The organism is Prauserella cavernicola (assembly GCF_016595675.1).
In the GTDB taxonomy this organism is placed as follows: Bacteria; Actinomycetota; Actinomycetes; order Mycobacteriales; family Pseudonocardiaceae; genus Prauserella_A; species Prauserella_A cavernicola.
Map to the genome: position 1 here is coordinate 322,426 of NZ_JAENJH010000003.1, position 25,921 is coordinate 348,346.

The 25,921-nt window shown below is 70.0% G+C and carries 23 protein-coding genes; 13 read left to right on the forward strand and 10 right to left on the reverse strand.

Translation table 11 applies throughout. The features are described from left to right. Nucleotides 1–94: 94 nt before the first annotated feature. From JHE00_RS14870 to JHE00_RS14880, 3 genes are read right to left on the reverse strand one after another with little or no spacing between them, the layout of a single operon-like run. Nucleotides 95–2,089 carry an SDR family oxidoreductase gene (locus tag JHE00_RS14870; RefSeq protein WP_200318645.1) on the reverse strand — a complete coding sequence of 665 codons (1,995 nt, stop codon included), beginning with the start codon at nucleotides 2,087–2,089 and terminating at the stop codon, nucleotides 95–97. Nucleotides 2,090–2,101: 12 nt separating this feature from the next. Then, entirely contained in the window at nucleotides 2,102–2,833 is a 732-nt protein-coding gene (locus JHE00_RS14875; RefSeq protein ID WP_200318646.1) for a class F sortase, read from the reverse strand. Next, a complete protein-coding gene (locus tag JHE00_RS14880; RefSeq protein WP_230424152.1) occupies nucleotides 2,833–4,203 on the reverse strand; it encodes an MSCRAMM family protein in 1,371 nt (456 codons plus the stop codon). Before JHE00_RS14880 ends, JHE00_RS14875 begins: the two co-directional genes overlap by 1 nt. A 300-nt stretch (nucleotides 4,204–4,503) precedes the next feature. Here JHE00_RS14880 and JHE00_RS14885 point away from each other — a divergent pair, with 300 nt between their 5' ends. Together JHE00_RS14885 and JHE00_RS14890 are read left to right on the forward strand one after the other, a co-directional pair. Then, nucleotides 4,504–5,325 (forward strand): Bax inhibitor-1/YccA family protein, encoded by an 822-nt coding sequence (locus JHE00_RS14885; protein WP_200318648.1) that lies wholly within the window; start codon nucleotides 4,504–4,506, stop codon nucleotides 5,323–5,325. Between the two features lie 149 nt (nucleotides 5,326–5,474). Then, entirely contained in the window at nucleotides 5,475–6,371 is an 897-nt protein-coding gene (locus tag JHE00_RS14890) for an LppU/SCO3897 family protein (RefSeq protein ID WP_200318649.1), read from the forward strand. Nucleotides 6,372–6,377: 6 nt separating this feature from the next. Here JHE00_RS14890 and JHE00_RS14895 read toward each other — a convergent pair whose 3' ends face one another. Together JHE00_RS14895 and JHE00_RS14900 are read right to left on the reverse strand one after the other, a co-directional pair. After that, nucleotides 6,378–7,598: an acetyl-CoA C-acetyltransferase gene (locus JHE00_RS14895; RefSeq protein ID WP_200318650.1), complete on the reverse strand. Its 1,221-nt coding sequence runs from the start codon at nucleotides 7,596–7,598 to the stop codon at nucleotides 6,378–6,380. A gap of 140 nt (nucleotides 7,599–7,738) precedes the next feature. Next, entirely contained in the window at nucleotides 7,739–9,583 is a 1,845-nt protein-coding gene (locus JHE00_RS14900) for a bifunctional metallophosphatase/5'-nucleotidase (RefSeq protein ID WP_307831947.1), read from the reverse strand. Nucleotides 9,584–9,707: 124 nt separating this feature from the next. On the opposite strand from JHE00_RS14900, the gene JHE00_RS14905 reads away from it, so the two are divergent. The 4 genes from JHE00_RS14905 to JHE00_RS14920 all read left to right on the forward strand — a co-directional run bounded on the left by JHE00_RS14905 (nucleotide 9,708) and on the right by JHE00_RS14920 (nucleotide 14,489). After that, on the forward strand, nucleotides 9,708–11,078 hold the full coding sequence (locus tag JHE00_RS14905; protein ID WP_200318652.1) for a cystathionine beta-synthase: 1,371 nt from the start codon (nucleotides 9,708–9,710) through the stop codon (nucleotides 11,076–11,078). A 125-nt stretch (nucleotides 11,079–11,203) separates the two neighbouring features. Beyond that, entirely contained in the window at nucleotides 11,204–12,727 is a 1,524-nt protein-coding gene (locus tag JHE00_RS14910; protein WP_200318653.1) for a hypothetical protein, read from the forward strand. Between the two features lie 71 nt (nucleotides 12,728–12,798). Further along, complete coding sequence (locus JHE00_RS14915; protein WP_200318654.1) at nucleotides 12,799–13,311, forward strand: hypothetical protein; 513 nt, start codon at nucleotides 12,799–12,801, stop codon at nucleotides 13,309–13,311. Between the two features lie 20 nt (nucleotides 13,312–13,331). Then, nucleotides 13,332–14,489 (forward strand): cystathionine gamma-synthase, encoded by a 1,158-nt coding sequence (locus tag JHE00_RS14920; RefSeq protein WP_200318655.1) that lies wholly within the window; start codon nucleotides 13,332–13,334, stop codon nucleotides 14,487–14,489. Between the two features lie 4 nt (nucleotides 14,490–14,493). Here JHE00_RS14920 and JHE00_RS14925 read toward each other — a convergent pair whose 3' ends face one another. Beyond that, nucleotides 14,494–14,760: a hypothetical protein gene (locus JHE00_RS14925; RefSeq protein ID WP_200318656.1), complete on the reverse strand. Its 267-nt coding sequence runs from the start codon at nucleotides 14,758–14,760 to the stop codon at nucleotides 14,494–14,496. 111 nt (nucleotides 14,761–14,871) lie between these two features. Between JHE00_RS14925 and ilvA the strand changes: the two genes are divergently transcribed. Continuing rightward, the gene (gene ilvA / locus JHE00_RS14930; RefSeq protein WP_200318657.1) at nucleotides 14,872–16,077 is read left to right on the forward strand and encodes a threonine ammonia-lyase; all 1,206 of its coding nucleotides are present in this window, start codon (nucleotides 14,872–14,874) and stop codon (nucleotides 16,075–16,077) included. Nucleotides 16,078–16,093: 16 nt separating this feature from the next. Here ilvA and hppD read toward each other — a convergent pair whose 3' ends face one another. Further along, the gene (gene hppD / locus JHE00_RS14935; RefSeq protein WP_200318658.1) at nucleotides 16,094–17,281 is read right to left on the reverse strand and encodes a 4-hydroxyphenylpyruvate dioxygenase; all 1,188 of its coding nucleotides are present in this window, start codon (nucleotides 17,279–17,281) and stop codon (nucleotides 16,094–16,096) included. A gap of 122 nt (nucleotides 17,282–17,403) precedes the next feature. Between hppD and JHE00_RS14940 the strand changes: the two genes are divergently transcribed. Continuing rightward, on the forward strand, nucleotides 17,404–17,874 hold the full coding sequence (locus JHE00_RS14940; RefSeq protein WP_200318659.1) for an Lrp/AsnC family transcriptional regulator: 471 nt from the start codon (nucleotides 17,404–17,406) through the stop codon (nucleotides 17,872–17,874). Here the strand turns inward: JHE00_RS14940 and JHE00_RS14945 are convergent. The 3 genes from JHE00_RS14945 to JHE00_RS14955 form a co-directional block, all read right to left on the reverse strand. Further along, entirely contained in the window at nucleotides 17,871–18,680 is an 810-nt protein-coding gene (locus tag JHE00_RS14945) for an MBL fold metallo-hydrolase (RefSeq protein ID WP_200318660.1), read from the reverse strand. The genes JHE00_RS14940 and JHE00_RS14945 overlap by 4 nt on opposite strands. A gap of 68 nt (nucleotides 18,681–18,748) precedes the next feature. Next, nucleotides 18,749–19,243, reverse strand: a complete 495-nt coding sequence (gene greA, locus JHE00_RS14950; protein ID WP_200318661.1) for a transcription elongation factor GreA — start codon at nucleotides 19,241–19,243, stop codon at nucleotides 18,749–18,751. A 189-nt stretch (nucleotides 19,244–19,432) separates the two neighbouring features. Continuing rightward, nucleotides 19,433–19,888 carry a DUF4307 domain-containing protein gene (locus tag JHE00_RS14955; protein WP_200318662.1) on the reverse strand — a complete coding sequence of 152 codons (456 nt, stop codon included), beginning with the start codon at nucleotides 19,886–19,888 and terminating at the stop codon, nucleotides 19,433–19,435. 169 nt (nucleotides 19,889–20,057) lie between these two features. Between JHE00_RS14955 and mca the strand changes: the two genes are divergently transcribed. From mca to JHE00_RS14980, 5 genes are all read left to right on the forward strand, one after another. Further along, nucleotides 20,058–20,966 (forward strand): mycothiol conjugate amidase Mca, encoded by a 909-nt coding sequence (gene mca / locus JHE00_RS14960; protein WP_200318663.1) that lies wholly within the window; start codon nucleotides 20,058–20,060, stop codon nucleotides 20,964–20,966. After that, nucleotides 20,963–21,301, forward strand: coding sequence for a hypothetical protein (locus JHE00_RS14965; RefSeq protein WP_200318664.1), 339 nt, complete (start codon nucleotides 20,963–20,965; stop codon nucleotides 21,299–21,301). The genes mca and JHE00_RS14965 overlap by 4 nt, the downstream gene beginning before the upstream one ends. A 23-nt stretch (nucleotides 21,302–21,324) precedes the next feature. Continuing rightward, nucleotides 21,325–23,334, forward strand: coding sequence for a thioredoxin domain-containing protein (locus JHE00_RS14970; RefSeq protein ID WP_200318665.1), 2,010 nt, complete (start codon nucleotides 21,325–21,327; stop codon nucleotides 23,332–23,334). Nucleotides 23,335–23,428: 94 nt separating this feature from the next. After that, a complete protein-coding gene (gene abmR, locus JHE00_RS14975; RefSeq protein WP_200318666.1) occupies nucleotides 23,429–23,986 on the forward strand; it encodes an ATP-binding transcription factor AbmR in 558 nt (185 codons plus the stop codon). 43 nt (nucleotides 23,987–24,029) lie between these two features. Beyond that, nucleotides 24,030–25,919: an acyl-CoA dehydrogenase family protein gene (locus JHE00_RS14980; RefSeq protein WP_200318667.1), complete on the forward strand. Its 1,890-nt coding sequence runs from the start codon at nucleotides 24,030–24,032 to the stop codon at nucleotides 25,917–25,919. The last annotated feature ends 2 nt before the right edge of the window (nucleotides 25,920–25,921 follow it).

Below are 25,921 nucleotides of genomic sequence, written 5' to 3' on the forward strand. Positions count from 1 at the left end.
GTGTCGCCGGTATCTGGCAGGGCAAGAAACGGTGTGGCGTCTGTCCACCTGAGATTTCACAGGACCGGGCGCCACCCCGGTTACCGAGGGTTCGTCACCAGTGGAATCCGCGCGTGAGCTTGACGAGCGCGCCCGCGGCCTTCGACAGGTGTTTGTCGCCCTTGCCAATGTTGAGCTTGCCCGTCCCACCTGCCGCGGTGGAGTCAGGGAAGACCCGGTAGCCCTCGTAGGCGACGGCGTCGACGAGGTCCGGCGCGAACGCGTAGGCAGCCTGGATCAGGTAACCCTCCGGCGAACCGATGTGCTTCGGCCGGTTCTTCAGTCCGCGCACCACCATTTTTGCGGCCTGCTCGGGAGATTTGGTGGGGAAGGCGTCGTAGATCTTCGTCGGGCGGATCATCGGTGTGCGCACGAGCGGCATGTGGATGGTCGTGAACGTGATGCCGTCGCCGTGGGTCTCGGTGGAGACGATCTTGCTGAAGTAGTCCAGCGCGGCCTTGGAGGCCACGTACGCGGAGAACCGCGGCGCGATGCCCTGCACCCCGATCGACGACACGTTGACGACGTGACCGAACTTGCGCTCGGCCATGTGCGGCAGCAGCGCGAGGATCAGCCGCACGGCGCCGAAGTAGTTGATGGCCATGGCGCGCTCGAAGTCGTGGAACCGGTCGGTGGACAGCCGCACCGAGCGCCGGATCGACCGGCCCGCGTTGTTCACCAGCATGTCCACGCGCCCGTGCTCGGCGAGCATCGCGTCGACGGCCTTGTGCACCGACTCCTCGTCGGTGAGGTCGGCGGGATAGACCGAGGCCTGGCCCCCCGCGGCGACGATCTCGTCGCGCAGTTCCTCCAGCTCGTGCCTGCGCCGCGCGACCAGCAGCGGAACCCCGCCCTCGGCCGCGACCTGCAGCGCAGTGGCCCTGCCGATGCCCGACGAGGCGCCCGTGATGACGATCCGGCGGCCGTCGAGCTCGCCGCGGGGGCCGTGCTTGCGGGCGCGGAACGGGTCGAGGTGCTCGCGCCAGTACCGCCACAGTGCGGGCGCGTACGTGTCGAGCGCCGGGACGTCCACTCCGGACCCGGCGAGCGCCTTGCGGGTGGAGGCCGACGAGAACACGGCCGGCAGCGTCAGCGTCTCCAGCAGCACGGGCGGAATGCCCAGCCGGTTGAGCACGGCGTTGCGCGCGATGGTCACCCCGGGCACGTGCTCGGAGAGCTTGACCAGGTTGACGATGCCGCGCGAGACCCGCTCGCCGAGCTCGGCGTTGATGGTCGGCGCGCCCGCGGCCCTGGCGAACGCGTTGTAGACCGAGGCCACCGGCTGCGGTTCGGGATTGACGAGGTGGAACGCGCGCCCGTCGAGGCCGTCGGTGGTCACCAGCTCGAGCAGGGCCTTGGCGACGTAGTCCACCGGCACGATGTTGGTGTCGCCGATGTCGGGGCCCACCGCGGGCACGTTCGGCAGCGACGTGAGCCTGCTGATGGCGCTGAACAGGTAGTAGGGGCCGTCGACCTTGTCCATCTCGCCGGTCTCGGAGTGCCCGACGACGATGGCGGGCCGGTACACCCGCCACGGCACCTCGTGCTGTTCGCGCACCAGCCGCTCGGCCTCGAACTTCGTGCGGTGGTACGGCGTGACGAGCCGCTGGCCCGCGTCGAACATGTCCTCGGTGAACACGCCCGAGTAGTCACCGGCGACGGCGACCGACGAGATGTGGTGCAGACAGCCCGCCCGCACGTCGGCGGCGAGCTCGATGACGTGGCTCGTGCCCTCGACGTTGGCCTTGATGCTCGCCTCGTCGTCGGCGGTCAGGTCGTACAGCGCGGCGAGGTGCACGAGGTGGTCGACGTTGCCGCGCAGCCGGTCGCGGTCGGCCTCGGTGACGCCCAGGCCCTCCGCGGAGAGGTCGCCGGTCACCAGCGACACCTTCTCCGGATGCGGCCACTGCTGGACCAGCCCGGTCAACCGCTCCCGCGAACCCTCGCGCACCAGCAGCGTGACCTGCTCGGTGTCGTCCCTGCCGAGCAGGAGCCGCGTGAAGTGGCGCCCGATCAACCCCGTCGCGCCGGTAACCAGATACGTCGCCATTGGCGCATTGTGTCAGGCGGGTTCGGCGATGACGACCCTGTTCTCCGCATATCCGGTATTGCCGCCGAGCCAGCGTCCCCCGCAGGTCACCAGCACGATCCGGTGCTTGCCGCTCTGGCTGAACAGCTCGGTGGCTCTGGCGGGCAGCTCGTCCTTGTGCAGCGTGACGATCTGGGCGACGCGGTAGGTCCACACCTTTCCGTCGGCGTCGGTCACCGTCACCTTCTCGTCGACGCCGACGTCCCACAGTTCGGAGAACGGCCCCGTCTGGCCATGCCAGTTGACGTGGCCCGCGAACACGCTCGCGCCGCTCGGCGCGCCAAGGCCCGCACCCCACCACGTGGCGTCGCCGAGGTCGTCGGGAACCGGCAGCACCGCGTCGGCGCCCACCTCCTCGCGCACGAGGTTCGCGGTGCCGCCGTCGGGCAGCTGGATGGTGCCCGGCCGCTGCCCGCTCGACACCGGCTGGTCCCGCACGGGCGGCGGCGCCTCCGACGTGCTCGGTGGCGGCGGGCTGGGCGGCGGTGGTGCCGGTTCGGGTTCGGGCTTGGCCTCCGTCGTCGGCGGGGGCTCCTGCCGTACCTGCTGCGCGGCGGCACCGGGTTCGGCGCTGCCCGCGATGGCGACGGTCGGCGGGAGCGCGAGCACGCCCACCACCACCAGCTCGGCGGCGAGGACGGTGCCCGCTCCCATCAGGTAGGCCTTGGCCCACCTGCGTTTGCCGCGCTTGGAGTAGGTCGCCATCAGTCGCGCGTGAACCGCCTTCTGGCGACCAGGCCCACGAGCCCGGATGCCACGAGCGCGAGCACTCCCATGCCGGCGAGCGCGCCCACCGGCGTGCTCGACGTGGTGGAGCTCTGCGCGACCGTCGTGGGTTGGTCACCGGCCGGGATCGTGTGCGGCACCTGGTCGGCGACGTTGGCGATCTCCAGCACGAGCGTGTCTCCCGGTTGCACCGTGCCGCACGCCGATGGCGGATTCGCCGGGTCGAACGCGTCGTCGTAGCCGTTCGGCGGGCTCACCTCGACGATGCAGATCTCCTGCGGTGTCCGGAGGTTCTCCAGCGTGACGACACCCTGCTCGCCCTCCGACGTGACGACGGCAGGCTTGCCGTCCTCGCCGACGATCGGCTCGCCGTCCTGACCGAGTGCGGGTTCGGTCTTGTCCGCCGCGGTCAGCCGCAGCGGGACGCCCGCGATGCCCTTGCCGGTCTCGGAGTCGACCTTCGCGACGCGCACGACGCCGGGCGCCGTGACGGCCTGCGTGGTGGCCTCGGCGGTCAGTTCCTGCTCGCCGCCGGTGGAGACCACGCGCTGCGTGTCGGCGGTGACGGGGTCCTGCACGTACGGCCGGTCGGCCGGCGCCGACAGCGACGCGGCGACCTTCGGGTTCTCGCCGGTGGGCGACACCTGCAAAGTCGCGGTGCCGTCCTCGCCGGTGGTGACGGTCTGCTCGCCGTCGAGCTCGGCGTCGGTGAGCGTGAGCGTCACCGGCACGCCGGGAACGCCCTCGCCCGCGGCGTTGGTGACGCCGACGGTCCACTCACCGGGGGTGCCGATGGTCTGGGCCTCGTCGGGGGCGGTGACCGACGCGGTCCACGGGCCGCGGTTGGCCTCGGCGTCGGCGCGCAGCCGCTCGACGGCTTCCTTGGCACCGCCGGGCAGCTTGCCGAACTGCAGGTCGATGTCGTAGCCGATCTCGTTGAACGGCTTGGCCGGGTCGAGGTCGGCAGGCGAGCGCGGCGCCGCGGTCCACGAGTGCAGCAGGTGCGCGAGCGCGGCCGCCTCGTCGGGGTTCTGCGTGTCGCCGTAGCGCAGCAGCAGGTAGGAGATGTTGGCCGCGACGTCGGGGGAAAGTTTCTCGCCCCACTTCGTCAGCAGCTCGTCGCCAGGCTGGTAGACCTCGTCGGTGTCCGGGGCCTTGAGCGCGAACGAGACACAGAAGACCTGCTTGTCGCCGACCATATAGGAGCCGACCCAGTCGAAGGCGCGGTCACGCCCACCCCAGGACTGGCCGGGTGTGGTCCGGTGGCCGACGCCCTCGTCCACCTCGGCTGAGGCGGTCGGTGCGACCACGACCAGGGTCAATGCGGCCAGCGCGCTCGCGAGTAGCAAGCGCAGCAAGGTAGCCGGGCGTGTCGTTCGCCCCACGGTTTTCCCCCTTGTGTGAAAGTTCCCGACACGCGTTCGGTGAAGATCGGGATACGCCTGGTGAGAATCTCCCGAAACGGGTGATCATCACAATCGGCCAGCCGGTGGACGTCGCCGGGCGGCAATCGGCACCGAAGTTTTACGGTGGGTGCACACGCCCGACGCGGTGATGTGGGTAAAGTCGCCTTTACTGACCTACGGGAACCGGCCGGCACGCGCGGTCGTTATGCCCATTGCAAGTGCCAGGAGATCCAGGAGGATCAGGTGCGAACCTCAAGCAACCCCGCGTTCCGGAACCTGCCCACGGGCAGCGCGGCTTCCGGATCGTACGCCGGCTTCAACCAGCCGCAGGGTGGCGTACCCGGGTACGGCCCTCCGCAGGCCCCCGCCGGCTCCGCCGACCGCCCGATGACGGTTGACGACGTCGTGATGAAGACCGGTGCGGCGCTGGGCGTGACCCTGGTCGTCGGCATCATCACCGCGATCTGGGCACAGGGCCAGGCCGCCGCTGACGCGATGGGCCCGATCCTGGGCGCCATGATCGGCGGCATGCTGGTCGGCCTCGTGCTGTCGCTGATCATCATCTTCAAGCAGATCGCCAACGCCCCGATGACGCTCGCGTACTCGGCGGCCGAGGGTGTGTTCCTCGGTGCGATCACCGGTGTCTTCGAGCTGATGTTCCCCGGCATCGCACTGCAGGCGGTGCTCGGCACCGCGGCCGTGTTCGTGGTGATGCTGGTGGTCTACAAGACCGGCGCCGTCAAGGTCACCCCCAAGCTCACCAAGTGGATCATCGGCGCGCTGGGCGGCGTCGCGATCCTGATGCTGCTCAACCTGGTGCTCGGCCTGTTCGGCGTGAACATGGGCATCCGGGACGCCAGCAGCCCGCTCGCCTACATCTTCAGCATCGTCTGCATCGGCATCGCGGCGTTCAGCTTCCTGCTGGACTTCGACATGGCCGACAAGGCGATCCGCGAGGGCGTGCCGGCCAAGTTCGCCTGGTACGTCGCCTTCGGTCTGATGACGACGCTGGTGTGGCTCTACCTCGAGATCCTGCGCCTGCTGTCGTACCTGCAGAGCGACTAGCGCGAGCAACCTGCTTCCTGGACGAGGGGCGCCCGGCCACACGGCCGGGCGCCCCTCGTCGTTTCACTCGGTCGGGGGTAGGCCGGTGGCTCCCGGTGACGGCGTGTTAGATGGTCTGGTCCTGAACACGTGCGTTTGTGAGGTTTGCCGTGACGGTTCCGCCTTATCCTGGCCAGCCGGATTCCGGCCGACCGAACCCCTACGGCCCGCCGCCTTCGGGCCCGCCGTCCTTCGGCCAGTCGCCGCAGTACCCGCACCAGCCTCACCAGCCGCAGCAGCCCGGTCCTTACGGCGCCCCTGGCTATGGCCAGCAGCCGGGCCAGCCCAACCCGTACGGCCAGCCCGGACAACAGCCCGGTGAGCCCAACCCGTACGGCCAGCAATCCGGTCAGCCGGGTCAGTCCAACCCGTACGGCCAGCCCGCCCAGCCGAACCCGTACGGCCAGCCCGGCCAGCAGCCCGGCCAGCAGCCCGGCGCCTTCGGCAGCCCGGGATTCCCTCCCGGCCCGTTCGCCGAGCCGCCGCCCCCGCCGAAGAAGAAGAGCCGCTGGCTCAAGATCGGTCTTCCCGTCGCGCTCGTCGTGGTGCTCGGCGTCGCCGGGCTGTACTTCCTCGGCCTGCGCTCGGCGGGCTGGATGGCGGAGGAGGGCGAGTGCCTCAGCGTGCCCGAGTTCTCGTCCAACGCCGAGGAACAGCCGAGGAAGGTCGACTGCTCAGACTCCGACGCGAACGTGAAGGTCGCGGTGCGGCTCGAGGGCAACGAGAGCTGCCCCGAGGGCGACTACGACCAGATCAACTACGACGACGTCAAGTTCTGCCTGATGCTCAACGCCGAGGAGGGCGACTGCTTCGCCGACGTCTCCTCGATGACCAAGGGCTACCGGCACGTGGAGTGCTCCGACCCCGACGCGGAGCTGAGCATCGTCAAGGTCGTGACCGGCGAGACCGACCCCAGCACGGCCTGCGGCGACACCGACGCCGAGTCGGGGGCGGTCTACACCAAACCCGCCACCGTGCTCTGCCTGGCGCAGCCGCAGACCGTGTGAGCCCGCTCAGCTGAGTCGTTCGAGCACCATCGCCATGCCCTGGCCGCCGCCGACGCACATGGTCTCGAGGCCGAACTGCTTGTCGTGGTGCTGCAGCGAGTTGATCAGCGTCGAGGTGATGCGCGCGCCGGTCATCCCGAAGGGGTGGCCGACCGCGATCGCCCCGCCGTTGACGTTGAGCCGGTCGAGCTCGATGCCGAGGTCGCGGTAGGACGGGATCACCTGCGCGGCGAAGGCCTCGTTGATCTCGACGAGGTCGATGTCGCCGATGGACAGGCCCGCACGCCCGAGCGCCTGCTGCGAGGCCTCGACGGGGCCGTAGCCCATGATCTCCGGCGAGAGTCCCGAGACTCCCGTCGACACGACCCTGGCCAGCGGCGTGATGCCGAGCTCGCGGGCCTTGGTGTCGCTCATGACCACCACGGCGGCGGCGCCGTCGTTGAGCGGGCAGCAGTTGGCCGCGGTGACGCGGCCGTCGGGCCGGAAGACCGGCTTGAGGCCGGAGACGCCCTCCAGCGTCACGCCGGCCCTCGGGCCGTCGTCCTTCGCCACGACGGTGCCGTCGGGCAGCGTCACCGGCGTGATGTCCTTGGCCCAGAAGCCGTCGGCGATGGCCTTCTCGGCGAGGTTCTGTGAGCGCACGCCGAACTCGTCCATCTCCTCGCGCGAGACGCCCTTGAGCCGTGCCAGGTTCTCCGCGGTCTGTCCCATCGCGATGTAGACGTCGGGCACCTGCCCGTTGTCCCGAGGGTCGGTCCAGCTCTCGGCGCCCTGTTCGGCGACCTTCGCGGTGCGGGCCTCGGCGTCGGCGAAGAGCGGGTTGTGCGTGTCGGGCCAGGAGTCGGAGCTGCCCTTCGCGAACCGCGACACGGTCTCGACGCCCGCGGAGACGAACACGTCGCCCTCGCCCGCCTTGATGGCGTGCAGTGCCATGCGCGTGGTCTGCAGGCTCGACGAGCAGTACCGCGTGATCGTGCAGCCGGGCAGGTGGTCGTAGCCGAGTTCCACGGCGACGGCTCGGCCCATGTTGAAGCCGGACTCGCCGCCGGGCAGGCCGCAGCCGAGCATCAGGTCGTCGATGTCGGCGGGGTCGAGCTGCGGCACCTTGTCGAGTGCCGCGCGCACCATCTGGACGGTCAGGTCGTCTGGCCGCAAGTCCACCAGCGAGCCCTTGCCCGCCCTGCCGATGGGCGACCGGGCGACGGCGACGATGACGGCTTCTGGCATGGCGCGTACTCCTTTGCACGACGACTACTAAGCGGATGCTCAGTGCTCTTATCCTGCATCCTGACAGCAACGAAGGCCACCCTGGCAGCGTCGTCGGACACAGTCAGGATGGCCTTCGGGAGTTCGTGCTCTGGCGAGCCCTACTGGGCGACGATGCGGCCGCTGCCGCCCACCGGGTACTCGGCCGAGGTGACCGCGCCGCCGAGGCCGTCGGTCAGGAAGCCCTCCAGTGCCTGCTGGTAGGTCGTGCCCACCGGCGTGAACGGCAGGTCCTCGAACGGATAGCCGTCGCCACCGCGCGCGGAGAAGTCGTTCGTCGCGACCGAGACCGGCGGACCGTCCACGACCTGGCCGTCGGCCACGAGCACCGTGCCGTCCTCCAGCGTCACGTCCTGGACCCGCTCGCCGGGCGTGACGATGGTGCTGGAGCCTTCCTCCACGACCTGGGCCGTGCGGCTGGGGTCGTAGGTGAACGACAGGCCGGAGACCTGCATGAACTGCCCGCCCGCGCCCGGAGCCGCCGAGACGCCGCGCTCGAGCAGCTGGCGGAGCACGTCCCTCGGGACCTCGGGCACCACGGCGACGAAGTTCGAGAACGGCGCCACCTCGTAGGTGTTGAGCGCCGAGATGTCGCCCGCGGGCAGAGTGGAGTCGTTGCGGATGCCGCCGCCGTTCTGGATGCCCACCTGAGGCGGAGTCACGCCGTACTCCTCGGCGCGCTGCTGGCCAGCCCAGCGGAGGCCATCGGACACCAGGTTGCCCAGGTTGGTCTCGCGCGAGCGCACGTCGTTGCGCACGCCGTTCAGCGGCACCTCACTGGTCGCGACCACGGTCTCGGCCAGGGTCTCCAGGTGTTCGGTGACCGGCTTCTCGACCTCGGCGCGCACGCGCGCGTCGCCCTCGACCGCGTCGGGACCGACACCGGACACGCGCACCGGGCCGGTCTGGGCCTCGTCGACGTTGACGACCTCGCCGCGCCAGTTGAAGTTCAGCACCAGCCTGCCGATGTACTTGTAGTCACCGGTGGTGGTGACCACGGGCACCTGCCTGCCGTTCTTGTCGTCGGCGTAGAGCGGGAAGCCTCGCTCGGCGGTGTCACCGGGGATGAGCCGGTCCTCGGGGCCGGCGAGGATCTCGCCGCCGCCGGCGCCCACCACCGCGTCGATGCCGGAGAGCTCCGGCACGAGCGCGAGCTCGTTGTCGATGTCCTGCAGGTGGCTGACGAGCACGACCTTGTTGATGCCCCGGCGCGAGAAGTCCGAGGCGAGCCCGTTGGCGATCCCGGCGAGATCCCCGCTGACCTCCACGTTGCGGGGGCTTGAGAGCGCGGGAAGCTCGGGCGTGGTCAGTCCGATCATGCCGACGCGCTGGCCCGAGGAGCGAAGGACCTTGCTGCGCACGATCGTCCCGTCCTGCGCGTGCGCGTCGAGTTGCGGCTCGCCAGAGACGTCGAGGTTGGCGCTGACGAAGTCCAGCGAGCCGCCGAAGCTCTCGATGAAGTCGCCGAAGATCTCGGGGCCGAAGTCGAACTCGTGGTTGCCGATCGCGCTGCCGTCGTAGCCGATGCCCTGCATCGCGAGCGCGTCGTAGAACGGAGCGTCGTCCTCGAGACTCGCGGAGAACTCGGGACCCGCGAGGTAGTTGTCGCCCCCGGACAGTGCGACCTCGCCGCGCCAGAGCGCCTGGCCCCGCTTCGGCAGGCCGGTGGTCGCCTCCTTGCGGAGGTCGTCCATCAGCGTCGCGGCGCGCGAGGGGCTGCCGTACGGGTTGGCACCGCCGTCGGCGATCGGGCCCTCGTCGGTGCCGTCTCCCGCCACACCCAGCAGCGCCGACTCCATGTCGTTGGTGAAGAGCACGCTCAGCGTGAAGGTGGGGATCTTGTCCAGGAGTCCGGCCGACGCCGGCGCGCTCGTGGAGACGAGCAGTGCGCCGGTGAGCGCGGTGATGACCGCAGCCCGCGCGCGGTGTTTCCGTAGGGGTCTCACGGTGTCGCTCCTCGCGAGTTCACTCGAAAGCATGGCCCGGAGAGCTAAGCACAGCGGTCCTTTTCGGACAATGGGGTTCAGCCGTGCCGATGTCGCGAAGTCGGTGAGTGTTTACGCTGATGACATGGAATACGCCGAACACGTCATCGACCTCGTGGGAGACACCCCGCTGGTCAAGCTGGGCACTCTCGCCGAAGGGCTGAGCCCGCTCGTGCTGGCCAAGGTCGAGTACCTCAACCCGGGCGGCAGCGTGAAGGACCGCATCGCGCTGCGCATGGTGGAGGCCGCCGAGGCCTCGGGTGAACTGCGGCCAGGGGGCACGATCGTGGAGCCCACCTCCGGCAACACCGGGGTGGGACTCGCCATGGTCGCCCAGCGCAGGGGCTACAAGTGCGTGTTCGTCTGCCCCGACAAGGTCAGCGAGGACAAGCGCAACGTCCTCAAGGCCTACGGGGCGGAGGTCGTGGTGTGCCCGACTGCCGTGCCGCCGGAGCACCCCGAGTCCTACTACAGCGTCTCCGACCGGCTGGTCACCGAGATCGAGGGCGCCTGGAAGCCCAACCAGTACGCCAACCCGAACAACCCGGAGAGCCACTACCACTCCACGGGCCCCGAGCTCTGGCAGCAGACCGACGGCCGGATCACGCACTTCGTCGCGGGTGTGGGCACGGGCGGCACCATCTCGGGCACCGGGCGTTACCTCAAGGAGGTCTCCGGCGGCAAGGTGCAGGTGATCGGCGCCGATCCCGAGGGGTCCGTCTACTCGGGTGGCACGGGCAGGCCGTACCTGGTCGAGGGTGTCGGTGAGGACTTCTGGCCGCAGACCTACGACCGCGACGTCGCCGACGAGATCATCGCGGTCTCCGACGCCGACTCCTTCCACACCACGCGCCGCCTCGCAGGCGAGGAGGGGCTGCTCGTCGGCGGCTCGTGCGGCATGGCGGTGGCCGCCGCGCTGCGGCTGGCGAAGCGCCTCGGACCCGACGACGTCGTCGTGGTGCTGCTGCCCGACGGCGGCCGCGGCTACCTGGGCAAGGTCTTCAACGACGCCTGGATGTCCTCCTACGGCCTGCTGCCCCCGGACTCCACCGGCGCGACCGTGGGCGAGGTGCTGCGCCGCAAGGGCGGTGGCCTGCCCGACCTGGTGCACACGCACCCGAACGAGACGGTGGCCGAGGCGGTGTCGATCCTGCGCGAGTTCGGCGTCAGCCAGATGCCCGTCGTGAGCGCCGAACCGCCGGTGATGGCGGCCGAGGTCGTGGGCGCGGTCAACGAGCGGGATCTGCTCGACGCGCTGTTCACCGGAAAGGCCGCGCTCGCCGACCGGCTGGAGACGCACATGTCCCCGCCGCTGCCGACCATCGGCGCAGGTGAGCAGGTCAGTTCTGCCATGTCGGCCCTGACCTCGGCGGATGGCGCGCTCGTGCTCGAAGGCGGCAAACCGGCGGGGGTCGTGACGCGCCAGGACCTGCTCGCGTTCCTGTCGGGGCACTAGAAGTCGGACATGTCTCATCGCGCCACTGATCAGGGGCGTTACGAGCGGTGGCAAGTCGCATCCGATACCGTGTGCGCGAGCAAAACCATCACGCAAGGTCCTCGTCTAGGGGGTTCAAGACCCACATGAGTGCTCCGCAGCCGCCGAATCAGCCGTGGGGCGGCGGACAGCAGCCGCCCCAGGGCCCTCCGAGTGGCCCTCAACCACAACAAGACAGCCCGTTCGGCGCCTCCGAGCCGACGCAGGTCGTGCAGCCGCAGCAACAGCAGCAGCCGCCGCAGGGGGACTCGCCGTTCGGTGACGGTCCGGAGCCCACTCAGGTGGTGCAGCCGGTGCAGCCGCAGCAAGGCGAGGGCCAGGGAGCGGAGTCGACCCAGCTCGTGCCTCCTGGTTCGCAGCCGCCGGCCTCGATTCCCTATGCGCCGCCGCCCAGCGCGGCCGACAACCCCGCGGCGATGAACCCGCAGGGTCCCTTCGGCCAGCCGCAGCCTCCGCAGGGCGGATTCGGCGCGCCGCAGCAGCCGCAGCAGGGCTTCGGTCAGCCGCAGCAGGGCTTCGGCCAGCCGGGCGGGTTCGACCCCGCGCAGGGTCAGGGCGGCTTCGGCGGACCCCCGCCGGGAGGACCTTTCGGTGCGCCGCCCGCCTCGCCGTTCGGCGCTCCGGCCGGTGGCAGCGGCGGTGGCGGCAACAAGCTGTTCGCCTGGATCGCCGGTGGCCTGGTCGCCGCGCTGGGTCTGGCCACTCTGATCATGGCGATCACGCTGTTCATCGACATCGGCGGCGCCGGCGGCAACTCCGAGGACGACCTGATCGCGCAGTGCGTCGACCAGGGTCCCGGGCTCACCGAGGAGCAGTGCCGGCAGGCGCTCGAGCAGGCTGGCGGCGCCGACGCGATCAACGAGCGGGTTTCCGAGGCGGCAGCCGTTCCCGGGCAGATCTACTTCTACCTGGTCCTCGGCCTGGTCGGCGGTGCCGCCTCGCTGGGTGCGGGCGTGCTGCTGGCGATCGCCGACCGGGTCGGCGCGGGCCTGCGCAAGATCGTCCCGTACCTCACGGTCGGTGGCGGCTTCCTCGCTCTGCTGGGCGCCGTCCTGCTGATGACGGAGGGCGGCAGCGAGCTCACCCGAGTCATCTTCATCCTGATCTTCGGCATCCTCATCCTGGCTGTCGGCGTGGTCGCGGTCATTCCGCAGACGGCGAAGTTCGTCGGTCTCGGTGGTGGCTCCGGCGGTCCTGGCGGCCCCGGTGGCTTCGGTGGTCCCGGCGGTCCCGGTGGCTTCGGCCAGCCCGGCGGCTTCGGACCGCCGAGCCAGCCCGGTGGCTTCCAGCAGCCCGGTCAGCCCGGTGGCTTCGGTCAGCCGGGTCAGCCCGGTGGTTTCGGTCAGCCGGGCCAGCCCGGGGGCTACGGTCCGCCGAGCCAGCCCGGTGGCTTCCAGCAGCCCGGTCAGCCCGGTGGCTTCGGTCAGCCGGGCCAGCCCGGTCAGCCCGGCGGCTTCGGCCAGCCGGGTACCGACCCCTCCAGCGGTGGCTTCCCGCAGCCGGGTCAGCCCGGCGGCTATGGCCAGCCCCCGCAGCAGCCGGGTGGTTTCGGTCAGCCGGGTCAGCCCGGTGGCTACGGCCAGCCCGGCCAGCCGCCGCAGCAGTGGTGACGAACTGAACTGAAGGCAGATGCCCCCGGTCTATGGCCGGGGGCATCTGTCGTGTGCGACCTTGTTCGGCGATGAGCGAGCCGCCGCAGTACCCGCAGGGATCGGATCTCCACCAGCCGTACGGTGTCGTACCCGAACTGCCCGCGAACCGGGGAACGGCCGTCACCGCCGCGGTGCTCGCGCTCGTCGGCTCCGCCGTGCACCTGCTGGGCGTGCTGGCGCTGTTCAGCCGCATCGACGTCGTGGTGCGTTCCGCGTTCGCGCTCACGAGCCTCGTCGCGAACGTCGTGCTCGTGGCCCTGCTGTTGCCCGGTGCGGTCCTGTTGCTGCTGCGCAGGGTCGTCGGGCAGGTGTTCGTGGCGATCGGAGCCGGTGTCGCGATCGGCTACTTCGCCTTCATGGTCCTGGCGGGCTTCGCCGCGAGCCTCTCGCTCAACGGCGAGCTCGACAGCGACGCCGCGGACTATCTCGCCGGAGCCGGCGGCCTTCAGGCGTTCGTGATCTGCCTGCCCGCCATCGCGACGCTCGTGCTCGCACTCATCGCACCCACCAGGAGGTGGGTCCGGCAGCAGCGCGCCTGGTAGGCCGGTCGTAGGCTGAGGCCATGGTTCACGACCCCGCAGGACTCGGTTTCGAGACCCGCGCCATCCACGCAGGCCAGCAGCCCGACCCGCGCACCGGTTCGGTGATCGTGCCGATCTACCAGACCTCCACGTACGCGCAGGACGGCGTCGGCGGCACCCGCGAGGGCGACTACGAGTACTCGCGCACCGCCAACCCCACGCGGACCGCGCTGGAGGAGGCGCTCGCCGCGCTGGAAGGCGCCAGGCACACGCTCGCGTTCGCCTCCGGCATGGCGGCGACCGACGCGGTGCTGCGCACGACGCTGCGCCCCGGCGACCACCTGGTGCTGGGCAACGACGTGTACGGCGGCACCTTCCGGCTGATCGACAAGGTCCTCACGCAGTGGGGCGTCGACTACAGCGTCGCCCACCTGTCCGATCTGGACGAGGTGCGCGCGGCCATGCGGCCCGAGACCAAGCTCGTCTGGTGTGAGTCGCCCACCAACCCGCTGCTCGGTATCGCCGACATCGCGGCGCTCGCCCAGGTCGCCCACGTCGGCGGCGCACGGCTGGTCGTGGACAACACGTTCGCGACGCCGTACCTGCAGACGCCGATCGAGTTGGGCGCCGACATCGTGGTGCACTCCACCACGAAGTACCTCGGCGGTCACTCCGACGTCGTGGGCGGCGCCGTGGTCACCAACTCGGATGAGCTGCGCGAGCAGCTGTTCTTCCTCCGCAACTCCGCCGGTGCGGTGCCGGGTGCGTTCGACGCGTGGCTGACGCTGCGCGGGCTCAAGACACTCGCCGTGCGCATGGAACGCCACTGTGACAACGCCGAGCGCGTCGTCGAGGCACTGACGCGGCACCCGAAGGTGAGCCGCGTGTACTACCCGGGTCTCGCCGAGCACCCCGGCCACGACGTCGCGACCAAGCAGATGCGGCGCTTCGGCGGCATGGTGTCGTTCGACCACGCCGACGGTGAGCGGGCGGCGCTGGACGCGGCCGCGGGCACGAAGCTGTTCATCCTGGCCGAGTCGCTGGGCGGCGTCGAGTCGCTCATCGAGCACCCCGGCCGCATGACGCACGCCAGCGTCGCGGGCTCGCTGCTGCAGGTACCCGCCCAGCTCGTGCGGCTGTCGGTGGGTATCGAGGACGCGCGCGACCTGATCGCGGACCTGGAGCAGGCGCTCGGCTAGGTCGTCAGGGACGGAAGTTCTTGAGCTGCTCCGCGCCGGTGGCATTGGGCGACTTCGCCCCGCCTCCGGTGTGGGGCAGCTCGCTTCCGTCGACGCAGCCGCCCACGAGTTCGATGTGGTTGTCGTGGCGGATGTAGCGGCCCGGATCGCCGCAGTTCGCCTGGCCGACCGTGTACACGGCGGCTCCGGTGAGCGCGAGCGCCGACGCGAGACCCGCGAGCAACGGCACGAGACCGGAGCGGGTGCCCCGCAGAGTCGTCCCCCTGGCCATGCTGTCTCCTGCTCCTGCGAATTCGCTGCGCGAGACTCCAGGATACCCAATCGTGATGCATGACATGCATCAACCGCACTCAGTCACACCGACGCTCTATCCTCGCTGCTCATGCGACTCGTGAGCGTGGAACGAATCAGGCAGGCGCGGGAACTGCTCGCCGGAGTGATCCGGAAGACGCCGATGGAGCACGCCCGCGATCTCGAGAAATCCCACGGCGGCCCCGTTTTCCTCAAGTGCGAGAACCTCCAGCGGACCGGTTCGTTCAAGATCAGGGGCGCCTACACACGGTTGCACGGGCTGACCGAGGAGGAACGCGCCCGCGGGGTGGTGGCCGCGAGCGCGGGCAACCACGCGCAGGGCGTCGCGCTCGCGGCCTCGCTGCTCGGCATCAAGGCGACCGTGTTCATGCCGGAACGCGCGCCACTGCCCAAACTCGCCGCCACGAGGGCCTACGGCGCCGAGGTGCACCTGCACGGCGCCGTGCTCGAGGAGACCCTCGCCGAGGCGGTCGCGTTCGCCGAGAGCACCGGGGCCGTGTTCATCCATCCCTTCGACCACGCCGACGTGATCGCGGGCCAGGGCACGGTGGGCCTGGAGATCCTGGAGCAGGTGCCCGACGTCGGGACGGTGCTCGTGTCCACCGGCGGTGGCGGGCTTGTCGGCGGCGTCGCGAGCGCGATCAAGGCGTCGAAGCCGGACGTGCGGCTGGTCGGGGTGCAGGCCGAGGCGGCCGCCGCGTACCCGCCGTCGCTGGCGGCGGGGGAGCCGGTGCGGCTGCGCAGCCTGCAGACCATGGCCGACGGCATCGCGGTCGGTACGCCGGGACCTGTCACGTTCGCGCACGTGTCGTCGCTCGTGGACGACGTCGTGACCGTCAGCGAGGAAGGCCTCTCGCGGGCGGTGCTGAACTGCCTTGAGCGGCGCAAGCTCGTGGTGGAGCCCGCCGGAGCGGCCGCGGTGGCGGCGTTGCTGGAGCATCCCGGCGAGTTCGAAGGACCGGTCGTGGCCGTGCTCTCCGGCGGCAACGTGGATCCCCTGTTGCTGCTGCAGATCATCCAGCACGGTATGACCGCGGCGGGGCGCTATCTGAACCTGCGGCTGTGTGTGCCCGACCGGCCGGGGTCGCTCGCCGGCGTGCTCACGCGCGTGAGTGAGCTGGGAGCCAACGTGGTCGACATCGAGCACTCGCGGATCGCGGGCAGGCTCGCGATCGGCGAGGTCGAGGTGGCGCTGAAGCTGGAGACCCGGGGCCCCTCGCACTGCGACGAGGTGGCCGCCGAGCTCCAGCGCGCCGGTTACACGGTGATGCCCTGACCGGCAGGGCAACCGGTCAGAGATTGCCGCGACGTTCCTGTTCGCGCTCGATGGCCTCGAACAGGGCCTTGAAGTTGCCCTTGCCGAAGCCGAGCGAGCCGTGCCGCTCGATCAGCTCGTAGAACACGGTCGGGCGGTCGCCGATCGGCTTGGTGAAAATTTGGAGCAGGTAGCCGTCCTCGTCGCGATCGACGAGGATCTTGTGCTCCTTCAGCGTCTCGATCGGCACGCGCACCTCGCCGATCCGGGCGCGCAGTTCGGGGTCGTCGTAGTAGGAGTCCGGGGTCTCCAGGAACTCGACGCCCGCGGCCCGCATGGCCGTCACGGTGGCGATGATGTCGTTGGTCGCGAGCGCGATGTGCTGGCAGCCCGCGCCCTCGTAGAACTCCAGGTACTCGTCGATCTGCGACTTCTTCTTCGCGATCGCGGGCTCGTTGAGCGGGAACTTCACGCGGTGGTTGCCGTTGGAGACGACCTTGCTCATCAGCGCCGAGTACTCGGTCGCGATGTCGTCGCCGACGAACTCCGCCATGTTCACGAAGCCCATCACGCGGTGGTACCAGTCCACCCAGTAGTTCATCTTGCCGAGCTCGACGTTGCCGACGCAGTGGTCGACGGCCTGGAACAGGCGCTTGGGAGCGCCCTCGGGGCGCGTGACGGTGCTCTGCTTCGCGACGTAGCCCGGCAGGTAGGGCCCGGAGTAGCGGGACCGGTCGATCAGCGAGTGCCGCGTCTCGCCGTAGGTGGCGATGGCCGCGCGGCGCACCGTGCCGTGCTCGTCGGAGACGTCGTGCGGCTCCTCGAGAACCGTCGCGCCCTGTGCACGCGCGTGCTCGACGCACTTGTCCACATCGGACACCTCGAGCGCGAGGTCGATGACGCCGTCGCCGTGCCTGCGGTGGTGGTCGAGCAGCTCGGACCCGGGGCGCACCCCGCCGTTGATCACGAACCGCGCGGAGCCGGACTTGAGCACGAACGACTTGCGCTCGGGCTCGCCGGTCTCGGGGCCGGAGTACGCGACCAGCCGCATGCCGAACGCGACCTGGTAGAACCACGCCGTCTGGGTCGCGTTGCCCGCGATGAACACCACCGCGTCCATGGCCCGGACCGGGAACGGGTCGGCGGTGGAGTCGTGGTCGACCAGGCCCACGAGCTGGCGGAGCTGGTCGTAGCTGACGTCGTCGAGAGCTGGGTTCGTCGTCATGTCGCAAAGCTTGCGGGCGACCGAGCAAGCTGGGCAACAGTCGCCGATTCGGCTGGTCAATCTGTACTGTGCGAGCACAGATTCGCTGACCAAAGCCGACAACTTGTGCAGGAGGAAGTCCGGTGGCTCTCGATGCGCTCGACGCACGCCTGCTGTTGCTGCTCACCGACGTGCCGAGGCTCGGGGTGCTCGAGTGCGCGCGCAGGCTCGGCGTAGCCCGCGGCACCGTGCAGGCCCGGCTCGACCGGCTCACCGCGGAGGGCGTGCTCACGGGCTTCCCTCCGGAGCTCGACCTCGCGGCCATGGGCTACGGGCTCACGGCGTTCGCGGTACTGGAGATCGCACAGGGACGCAGGGCCGAGGTGGCGGCGGCGCTGTCGGCCATCGACGAGGTTTGCGAGGTGCACGCCACCACGGGCCAGGGCGATCTGTTCGTGCGCATGGTCGCGCGCTCGAACGACGACCTGCAGCGCGTGATCGACGACGTGGTCGGCGTTCCGGGCGTGCGCAGGACGTCGACGTCGATCGCCCTGTCGACGCCCGTACCACAGCGCGTGCGACCGCTGCTCGAACGGCTCGCGGGCGGCGGCTAGCCGCTCACCTGCTCGAGGTAGCGCCGCACGGAGTGGCGCACGACCTCCTGGCCGCCGCCGAGGATCACCGCGTTCCACCAGGCGCCGTAGATGTCGTCGTACGAGAAACCCTCCAGCAGCTCGGCGGCGTGCCGCACCACGCTCGGGCGCTCCGGGAGGTAGTTCGGGTAGCTGTACATGAACGCGACCAGGTCGCGGTTGGGCACGACCTGCACGATGTCGCCGCTGAACAGCGCGCCCCTGCCGTCCGCGCCGTCACGCCAGTGCAGCACCGTGCCGCCCGCGAAGTGCACCCCGAGGTTGACCAGGGTCAGGTCGTCGGCCAGCTGGTGGGTCTGCCCGCTCCACAGCCGGATGCGCTCGCTCGGCCTGCCGATCCACTGCCGGTCGTTCTCGTGCAGGTACACCGGCACGTCGAACGCCTCGGCCCACTCGACCATGGTCGTGTAGTAGTGCGGATGGCTGATCGCGATGGCGGTGATGCCGCCGAGTTCGTTGACCCGGCGCACCACCTCGTCGTCGAGGTAGGCGAAGCAGTCCCAGAGCACGTTGCCCGACGTCGCGGGCACGAGGAGTGCGCGCTGACCGATGCCGAGGCCCGGCTGGGCTCCGATGCCCAGCACACCGGGGCCCTGCTCCTGCACGAGGACCTTGTGTTCACCGCTGTCGCGAAGCTGGGCGAGGCTGGTCCACCGCTGCCCTGACGTGGGCACGTACTGACGTTCGTCTTCGCAGACGGGGCAGTCGGTTCTGGCTGTCGCGTACTGCATGGCGCACGTGGCGCAAAGGGGGAGGTCGGCGGTCATTCCGCCAAGACTAGGGCCAGGTGTGCGCGCTCACGGCGAAAACGCACGGAGCGCGCACATCGCCCGGATCAGACGCTGTAGGGAACGGCCTGTACGAGAGTGACCTTCTGGGTGTTGCCGTTGGGCAGGCTGTACTCCCGCGACTCGCCTTCCTTGGCGCCGAGCAGCGCCTTGCCCAGCGGCGAGTCGGGGGAGTAGATCTCCAGTGCGCCTTCGCCGCCCTCTTCGCGAGTGGCGAGCAGGAACTTCTCCTCGTCGTCGTCACCCGCGTAGCGCACGGTCAGGACCATGCCGGGCTCGGCGACGCCGCTGTTGGTCGGAGCCTCGCCGACCTTCGCGGTGCGCAGCAGTTCCTGCAGGTGCCGGATACGGGCTTCCTGCTGCCCCTGCTCCTCACGGGCGGCGTGGTAGCCCCCGTTCTCCTTGAGGTCGCCCTCTTCCCGGCTGTCGTTGATCTTCGCGGCGATGACCGGACGATTCTCGATCAGCTCGTCGAGTTCGCTCTTGAGCCTGTCGTAGGCATCCTGGGTCAGCCAGGTCACCTTGCTGTCGCTCACGGTCACCATCTCCTCCTAGGGGCCTGCCGAACTTGGGTATACAAGCCGGCCGCCACACGTGCGGTGGCTGAAATAAAGGAAGACACGGCCCGTCTGGGGCCGTGCCGGTAGATCAGGGTAACACGTTCGGACGCCCGAATGCCGCTCCGTTCTGCGCTCAGCGGACATTCAGCGCGGCATTCACCCCGTTGGCCGCTAAGGGCTTGACAGGTACTCGGGCACGTTGTACGAGCAGCCGTACATGTCGGCCGTCACGGGTTTGCCAATGCTCCTGACGACCGTGGAAAGCCGTTCCTCGCCACCTGGGACGTAAATCTCTTTCCGTCCGCTTTCCGCGCCCGAGATATCCCGTACGCGTACGATGCACACCGCCGGTCGCTGGGGGTCGTCCCTGGTCACGTCGATGGTGACCTCCATGGCATTACCCGGCCGTTCGTCGAACCCCACGCGCTGCGCCTCGATGGGCGCGCTGCCGATGTTGTTGTAGCCGACGTAGGCGATGACGCCGCCCATGACCAGTACGAACACCACGAGCACCCACTTGTGCCACGCGCGGGGCTCGCGCCGTTGCGGGCGCGCGGAGCCGTAGCGGCCCTCGGGTAGTGACGGCCTGTCGGTGCCTGCACCCGACGTGGCCTGTCCGGAACTCAAACCAGGCCTCCCGATCGGTCTTGTCGTAGGCGTGAGGAAGATGGACGACGTACTCCGCGTTACGAGTATCCGGGGGTGAGCCCGATCGTGGCTCCCCGGGGTGCGCAAGCGCACCAGGACATGGAACACGGGCAGAACACACGCAGGTGCGAGAGGGGCCTAGCCGGTCATGGCGGGATCTGACGGACGTATGGCGGGCGAGCGGCTTCGCCTGATGGCGGTGCACGCGCATCCGGACGACGAGTCCAGCAAGGGCGCGGCCAGCATGGCGCGCTACGTTGCCGAAGGCCATGAGGTCATGGTCGTCACCTGCACCGGCGGCGAGGCCGGCAGCGTGCTGAACCCGGCGATGGACCGGCCGGAGGTCATCGCCAACATGACCGAGATCCGCCGCGAAGAGATGGCTCGCGCGGCGAAGATCCTCGGCGTCAAGCACGAGTGGCTCGGTTTCGTCGACTCCGGCCTTCCCGAGGGCGACCCGCTACCGCCGCTGCCGGAGGGCTGCTTCGCCACCGCGCCGCTCGAGGAGTCCACCGAGGCGCTGGTCAGGGTCATCCGCGAGTTCCGGCCGCACGTCATCGTCACCTACGACGAGAACGGCGGCTATCCGCACCCCGACCACATCCGCTGCCACGAGGTCTCCATCGCCGCCTACGACGCGGCGCCCGACCCGGAACGCTTCCCCGGCACGGGCGAGCCGTGGCAGCCGCAGAAGCTGTACTACTCGCACGGCTTCTCCAGGGCCAAGATGACCTCCTTCCACGAAGCGCTGGTCGAGGCGGGCCTGGACTCGCCCTATGCCGAGTGGCTCTCCAAGTGGGACCCGGACAAGGCCGACGTGATGGAGCGCGTGACCACCCGAGTACGCTGCGAGGACTACTTCGAGGTGCGAGACGAGGCGCTCAAGGCGCACGCGACGCAGATCGACCCGAACAGCCGCTGGTTCGCTGTACCGCTGGAGATGCAGCGCAAGGTGTGGCCGACCGAGGAGTACGAGCTCGTTCGCTCTCTCGTCGACACCACGCTTCCGGAGGACGATCTGTTCGCGGGAGTGCGAGAGAAGGTGACGATCACATGACGCTTCCGGCCTTCGTGGCGATGCCCGTGCTCACGGGCACGGCCGCGCTGGCACAGCAGCAGCCGGGCAGCGGGGACAACGGCGGCCAGGGTGAGGACTTCGGCAAGTCGTCACCGGTCGGCCTGTTGCTCCTGCTGTTGTTCTTCATCGCCGTGGTCTTCCTGGTCCGGTCGATGACCAAGCACCTCAAGCGGGTGCCCGCGAGCTTCGACGAGCCCGCTCCGGAGCAGGCCGCTGAGCCCAAGCCGGAGGGCGCCGAGGGCGAGGGCGTAGAGGGCGCAGACGGAGAGGCGAAGGGCAAGGCCGAGGCCGTTCCCAGGTCCGAGCGTTCGTAGGCGGGGCATGCCACCCTGGGGGCATGCCTAACCGCCTCGCGAGCTCGACCAGCCCCTACCTGCTGCAGCACGCCGACAACCCGGTGGACTGGTGGCAATGGTCGCCCGAGGCGCTGGAGGAGGCGCGACGGCGCGACGTGCCGATCCTGCTCTCCGTCGGCTATGCCGCGTGCCACTGGTGTCACGTCATGGCGCACGAGTCGTTCGAGGACGACGACACCGCGGCGCTGATGAACTCCAACTTCGTCAACATCAAGGTCGACCGCGAGGAGCGGCCGGACCTCGACGCCGTGTACATGACGGCGACCCAGGCCATGACCGGTCACGGCGGCTGGCCGATGACCTGTTTCCTCACTCCCGACGGCAAGCCTTTCCACTGCGGCACCTACTACCCGCCCGTGCCCGCGCACGGCATGCCGTCGTTCAAGCAGCTGCTCGCCGCGGTGACGCAGGCCTGGCACGAGCGGCCCGACGAACTGCGTGAGGGCGCGGGCCAGATCGTCGACCACATCGCCAAGCAGACCGGGCCCCTGAGCGAGCACACCGTCGACGAGAAGACGATCTCGGCGGCGGTCGCGAAGCTGCGCCAGGAGACCGACCCCGGTCACGGTGGTTTCGGTGGGGCGCCCAAGTTCCCGCCGTCGATGGTGCTGGAGTTCCTGCTCCGCCACTACGAGCGCACCGGCTCGCCCGAAGCTTTGTCCATTGTGGAGCTGGCGGCCGAGGGGATGGGCCGGGGCGGCATCTACGACCAGCTGGCGGGCGGCTTCGCCAGGTACTCGGTCGACGAGGCCTGGGTGGTTCCGCACTTCGAGAAGATGTTGTACGACAACGCTTTGCTGCTGCGCGCCTACGCCCATCTGGCGCGGCGAACGGGTTCGGCGTTCGCGCTGCGCATCGCGGGCGAGACCGCGGACTTCCTGCTGCGGGACCTGCGCACCGAACAGGGCGGTTTCGCGGCCTCCTTCGACGCGGACACCGACGGAGTCGAGGGCCTGACGTACGTGTGGACGCCAGGGCAGCTCGCGGAGGTGCTCGGGCCCGAGGACGGCCGGTGGGCCGCCGAGTTGTTCCGCGTGACCGCGGAGGGCACGTTCGAGCAGGGCGCGTCGACGCTGCAGCTGCCCACCGACCCCGACGACGCGACCCGCTGGGTGCGGGTGCGCTCAGCGCTGCTGGAGGAACGCGGTCGTCGTCCCCAGCCGGGCAGGGACGACAAGGTGGTCGCCGCGTGGAACGGCCTGGCCATCACCGCGCTCGCCGAAGCCGGGGTCGCGCTGGAACGGCCCGACTGGGTCGAGGCGGCGGTGGAGGCGGCGAGCCTGCTGCTCGACAAGCACCTGGTGGACGGCAGGCTGCGGCGCAGCTCCCGCGACGGCACGGTCGGTGATGCGGCGGGCGTGCTGGAGGACTACGCGTGCCTCGCCGACGGACTGCTCGCGCTGCACCAGGCCACAGGTGAGTCGCTGTGGCTCGCCGCGGCGACCACGTTGCTCGACACCGCGCTCGCCCGGTTCGCCTCGGAGACACCCGGTGCGTTCCACGACACCGCCGACGACGCCGAGGCGTTGGTGCACCGTCCTTCGGACCCGACCGACAACGCGAGTCCGTCCGGCGCGTCCGCGCTCGCGGCGGCACTGCTGACGGCGTCGGCGCTTGCCGGGCCCGATCGGGCGAGCGCGTACCGCGAGGCGTGCGAGCAGGCGGTGCGCAGGGCGGGTGTGCTCGCCGAGCAGGCGCCGCGGTTCGCGGGGCACTGGCTCGGCGTCGCCGAGGCGCTGCTGGCCGGGCCGCTGCAGGTCGCCGTGGTGGGCAAGGACGCGATCGCCCGTGCGGAGCTGCTGGTGCAGGCCGCTCGCACCGTGCACGGCGGGGCCGTGGTGCTGGCCGGACAGCCGGAGGCCGAGGGCGTGCCGCTGCTCAGCGACCGGCCGCTGGTCGGCGGCGAGCCCGCCGCGTATGTCTGCAGGGGCTACGTGTGCGAACGCCCCGTGACCACCACCGACGACCTGGCGACGGTGCTCGCCTCGTAACCCTTCCGCCCTGGGTGAACACGGCCGCCACGCGGCCTCCTCCGGCGTAGCGTCTGTATTGCTGTAAGCATGTAATCGCCGCAAGGAGGCACCCATGCGACACGGTTGGCGCGGGCGGGGAGGCTGGCAGCAGGCCGAGGCCCCCGACGCAGACGACGCGGCCGCCTGGCTCAGCGGACGGCTGCCCGACGACTGGTTCGTCGGCGAACCCGAGATCACCATCGACCGCGAGGAAATCCTCATCGTCGGACAGCTGGCGTCGCTCACCGGCGACTACGCCGACGACGCCGCGCGCTCGGCGGCGGAGGCGGGCCGGATCAGCCGATTCCGCGAGGACACCAGGGACGCGCGGATCGACATCGCCAGGCAGGCAGAGCACCGGTACCGGCGCAAAGTGGCCTGGGGAGCGAGCATCGGCGACACGCGGGAGCTCTTCACGACACTGTCGGTGCCGGTGATGACGCGCCTGCGGCAGCCGGAACGGCAGGTGCTCGACACGCTCGTGGCGGCGGGTGTCGCCAAGTCGCGTTCCGAGGCGCTGGCGTGGGCGGTGAAACTGGTCGGTCAGCACGCGGATCAGTGGCTCGCCGAGCTCCGCGACGCGATGTCCACAGTGGATGACCTGCGGGCCAAGGGGCCTGACCTGGCTTGACTTTCGTCGTGCGAGGCCACCGAGATTCCGGCAATCTTGGTGCATGGACTCGCTGACGGACGTGCTCGACGGGCGCTGGGCAAGCCTCCGTCGCGACATCAGGGCGCAGGTCGCCGACGAGAAGTTCCGGGACCCGGTCGGGCTCGGCGTGGAGGAGCACCGGGCCCAGGTCCTGGAGCAGCTGCACGAGCTCGCCGCCACCGGCAGGCCACGGCTCGGGTTCCCCGAGGCATCCGGGGGCAACGGCGACATCGGGGGCTCGATCATCTCGTTCGAGCTGCTCGGCCTCGGCGACCTGTCGCTGATGGTCAAGGCCGGTGTGCAGTGGGGCTTGTTCGGCGGCGCGGTCGAGCTGCTCGGCACGCGCGAGCACCACGAGCGGTACCTGCGCGCGATCATGGACCTCGAACTGCCCGGGTGCTTCGCGATGACGGAGTCGGGCCACGGCTCCGACGTGCAGCACCTGCGCACCACCGCGACCTACGACCCGGCCACGCGCGAGTTCGTGGTGAGCACTCCCGACGTCGCCGCGCGCAAGGACTACATCGGCAACGCGGCCCGCGACGGCAGGCTGGCGGTGGTGTTCGCCCAGCTCGTCACGGCAGGCGAGCGCAGGGGCGTGCACGCGTTCCTCGTGCCGATCCGGGACGAGAGCGGCGCGCCGATGCCAGGCGTAAGGATCGAGGACTGTGGCCCCAAGGCCGGACTCAACGGCGTGGACAACGGGCGCCTGCGCTTCGACGAGGTGCGCATCCCGAGAACGGCGCTGCTCAACCGCTACGGCGACGTTGCGGAGGACGGAACTTACGCCAGCCCGATCGAGAGCGACGGACGCCGCTTCTTCACGATGCTCGGCACGCTCGTCCGCGGCCGGGTCAGTGTGGCGGGCAGCGCGGGCAGTGCGACCAAGCGGGCGTTGACGATCGCGGTCCGCTACGGCGAGCGCCGCAGACAGTTTCACCGGCCGGGCGAGCGCGACGAGGTGGTGGTGCTCGACTACCTGGCCCACCAGCGCAAACTCCTGCCCGCACTGGCCACCACGTATGCGCTGCACTTCGCGCAGGAGGAGCTTGTCGCCACCCTCGACGAGCTGCAGAGCGGGACCGGTGAGGTCGACGAGGTCAGGCAGCGCGAGCTCGAGTCGAGGGCCGCGGGCCTCAAAGCCGTCACGACCTGGCACGCGACGAGCACCATCCAGGCGGCGCGTGAGGCGTGCGGTGGCGCGGGCTACCTCGCGGAGAACATCCTGCCTGGGCTGAAGGCCGACACCGACGTGTTCACCACGTTCGAGGGCGACAACACGGTGCTGATGCAGCTGGTCGCCAAGGGCCTGCTCACCAGCTACAAGGACCACTTCGAGGACCTCAGCCCGCTGGCGACGGCCCGCTTCGTGGCCGAGCAGTTCATGGGCGCGGTGATCGAGCGGACGGCCGCCCGCAAGGTGGTGGAGCGGATCATCGATGCCGGCCCCGGCCGCGACGACGACGATGCGCTGTTCGATCGCGCCTGGCAGTGCAAGCTCTTCGAGGACCGCGAGGAGCACGTGCTCGACGGCGTCGCACGGCGACTGCGTCAGGCAACCCCGGAGAACGCGTTCGACCTCTTCAACGCGTCCCAGGACCATGTGCTGCGAGCAGGACGGGTGCACGTCGACCGCCTGGTGCTGGAGGCGTTCGTCGCGGCCGTCGACCGCTGCGAGGACGGCGAGACGAAGGACCTGCTGAACCGGCTGTGCGATCTCTACGCGCTGGCCAACATCGAGGCCGACCGCGCCTGGTTCCTCGAACACGGCAGGCTCACGAGCGCGCGGTCCAAGGCCGTGGTGGCGGCGGTGAACGAACTGTGTGCCGAACTCCGCCCGCACGCCCGCAAGCTGGTGGACGCCTTCGCCGTACCCGAGCAGTTCCTCGCGGCGCCGATCATCGCCGACTGAGG

What these genes read in the sequence shown, in the direction of transcription:
- JHE00_RS14870 (WP_200318645.1), bottom strand. Translation starts at nt 2,089, where the DNA reads ATGGCGACGTATCTGGTTACCGGCGCGACGGGGTTGATCGGGCGCCAC.
- JHE00_RS14875 (WP_200318646.1), bottom strand. Translation starts at nt 2,833, where the DNA reads ATGGCGACCTACTCCAAGCGCGGCAAACGCAGGTGGGCCAAGGCCTAC.
- JHE00_RS14895 (WP_200318650.1), bottom strand. Translation starts at nt 7,598, where the DNA reads ATGCCAGAAGCCGTCATCGTCGCCGTCGCCCGGTCGCCCATCGGCAGG.
- JHE00_RS14905 (WP_200318652.1), top strand. Translation starts at nt 9,708, where the DNA reads ATGGAATACGCCGAACACGTCATCGACCTCGTGGGAGACACCCCGCTG.
- JHE00_RS14910 (WP_200318653.1), top strand. Translation starts at nt 11,204, where the DNA reads ATGAGTGCTCCGCAGCCGCCGAATCAGCCGTGGGGCGGCGGACAGCAG.
- JHE00_RS14915 (WP_200318654.1), top strand. Translation starts at nt 12,799, where the DNA reads ATGAGCGAGCCGCCGCAGTACCCGCAGGGATCGGATCTCCACCAGCCG.
- JHE00_RS14920 (WP_200318655.1), top strand. Translation starts at nt 13,332, where the DNA reads ATGGTTCACGACCCCGCAGGACTCGGTTTCGAGACCCGCGCCATCCAC.
- JHE00_RS14925 (WP_200318656.1), bottom strand. Translation starts at nt 14,760, where the DNA reads ATGGCCAGGGGGACGACTCTGCGGGGCACCCGCTCCGGTCTCGTGCCG.
- ilvA (WP_200318657.1), top strand. Translation starts at nt 14,872, where the DNA reads ATGCGACTCGTGAGCGTGGAACGAATCAGGCAGGCGCGGGAACTGCTC.
- hppD (WP_200318658.1), bottom strand. Translation starts at nt 17,281, where the DNA reads ATGACGACGAACCCAGCTCTCGACGACGTCAGCTACGACCAGCTCCGC.
- JHE00_RS14945 (WP_200318660.1), bottom strand. Translation starts at nt 18,680, where the DNA reads ATGACCGCCGACCTCCCCCTTTGCGCCACGTGCGCCATGCAGTACGCG.
- mca (WP_200318663.1), top strand. Translation starts at nt 20,058, where the DNA reads ATGGCGGGATCTGACGGACGTATGGCGGGCGAGCGGCTTCGCCTGATG.
- JHE00_RS14965 (WP_200318664.1), top strand. Translation starts at nt 20,963, where the DNA reads ATGACGCTTCCGGCCTTCGTGGCGATGCCCGTGCTCACGGGCACGGCC.
- JHE00_RS14970 (WP_200318665.1), top strand. Translation starts at nt 21,325, where the DNA reads ATGCCTAACCGCCTCGCGAGCTCGACCAGCCCCTACCTGCTGCAGCAC.
- abmR (WP_200318666.1), top strand. Translation starts at nt 23,429, where the DNA reads ATGCGACACGGTTGGCGCGGGCGGGGAGGCTGGCAGCAGGCCGAGGCC.
- JHE00_RS14980 (WP_200318667.1), top strand. Translation starts at nt 24,030, where the DNA reads ATGGACTCGCTGACGGACGTGCTCGACGGGCGCTGGGCAAGCCTCCGT.